Source organism: Streptomyces sp. NPDC004752 (genome assembly GCF_053601275.1).
This window is the reverse complement of the sequence record NZ_JBSGBN010000248.1, coordinates 1-1,846: the sequence shown is the minus strand read 5'-3', so window position 1 is coordinate 1,846 and position 1,846 is coordinate 1. Positions and strand designations below refer to the sequence as shown.

1 rRNA gene (cut by a window edge) is annotated in these 1,846 nt (G+C 56.9%); it reads left to right on the top strand.

Annotation, left to right across the window (positions count from 1 at the left end):
- Positions 1-1,825, top strand: a 23S ribosomal RNA gene (locus ACWEKM_RS45600); it begins 1,363 nt to the left of the window's first position.
- Positions 1,826-1,846 lie beyond the last annotated feature (21 nt).

Below are 1,846 nucleotides of genomic sequence, written 5' to 3'. Positions count from 1 at the left end.
GGATGGGTAGGGGAGCGTCGTCTGCCGGGTGAAGCAGCACCGGAAGGTAGTTGTGGACGGTTGACGAGTGAGAATGCAGGCATGAGTAGCGATTCACACGTGAGAAACGTGTGCGCCGATTGACTAAGGGTTCCTGGGTCAAGCTGATCTGCCCAGGGTAAGTCGGGACCTAAGGCGAGGCCGACAGGCGTAGTCGATGGATAACCGGTTGATATTCCGGTACCCGCTGTGAAGCGTCAAACATCGAACCAGGCGATGCTAAGTCCGTGAAGCCGCCCCGGAGCCTTCGGGCAAGGGGGAGTGGTGGAGCCGGCGAACCAGACTTGCAGTAGGTGAGTGATGGGGTGACGCAGGAAGGTAGTCCATCCCGGGCGGTGGTTGTCCCGGGGTAAGGGTGTAGGACGAGTGGTAGGTAAATCCGCCGCTCATGTGTCTGAGACCTGATGCCGAGCCGATTGTGGTGAAGTGGATGATCCTATGCTGTCGAGAAAAGCCTCTAGCGAGTTTTATGGCGGCCCGTACCCTAAACCGACTCAGGTGGTCTGGTAGAGAATACTGAGGCGTTCGGGTGAACTATGGTTAAGGAACTCGGCAAAATGCCCCCGTAACTTCGGGAGAAGGGGGGCCATTCCTGGTGATGGGATTTACTTCCTGAGCTGGGGGTGGCCGCAGAGACCAGCGAGAAGCGACTGTTTACTAAAAACACAGGTCCGTGCGAAGCCGTAAGGCGATGTATACGGACTGACGCCTGCCCGGTGCTGGAACGTTAAGGGGACCGGTTAGCTCACTTTCGGGTGGGCGAAGCTGAGAACTTAAGCGCCAGTAAACGGCGGTGGTAACTATAACCATCCTAAGGTAGCGAAATTCCTTGTCGGGTAAGTTCCGACCTGCACGAATGGCGTAACGACTTCTCGACTGTCTCAACCATAGGCCCGGTGAAATTGCACTACGAGTAAAGATGCTCGTTTCGCGCAGCAGGACGGAAAGACCCCGGGACCTTTACTACAGTTTGATATTGGTGTTCGGTTCGGCTTGTGTAGGATAGCTGGGAGACTTTGAGCATCGGACGCCAGTTCGGTGGGAGTCGTCGTTGAAATACCAGTCTGGTCGTGCTGGATGTCTAACCTGGGTCCGTGATCCGGATCAGGGACAGTGTCTGATGGGTAGTTTAACTGGGGCGGTTGCCTCCTAAAGGGTAACGGAGGCGCCCAAAGGTTCCCTCAGCCTGGTTGGTAATCAGGTGTTGAGTGTAAGTGCACAAGGGAGCTTGACTGTGAGACCGACGGGTCGAGCAGGGACGAAAGTCGGGACTAGTGATCCGGCGGTGGCTTGTGGAAGCGCCGTCGCTCAACGGATAAAAGGTACCCCGGGGATAACAGGCTGATCTTCCCCAAGAGTCCATATCGACGGGATGGTTTGGCACCTCGATGTCGGCTCGTCGCATCCTGGGGCTGGAGTCGGTCCCAAGGGTTGGGCTGTTCGCCCATTAAAGCGGTACGCGAGCTGGGTTTAGAACGTCGTGAGACAGTTCGGTCCCTATCCGCTGTGCGCGTAGGAGTCTTGAGAAGGGCTGTCCCTAGTACGAGAGGACCGGGACGGACGAACCTCTGGTGTGCCAGTTGTTCTGCCAAGGGCATGGCTGGTTGGCTACGTTCGGGAGGGATAACCGCTGAAAGCATCTAAGCGGGAAGCCTGCTTCGAGATGAGGACTCCCACCCACTTGATGGGGTAAGGCTCCCAGTAGACGACTGGGTTGATAGGCCGGATCTGGAAGCCAGGTAACTGGTGGAGGTGACCGGTACTAATAGGCCGAGGGCTTGTCCATAGAGGCTCGCGTCCACTGTGT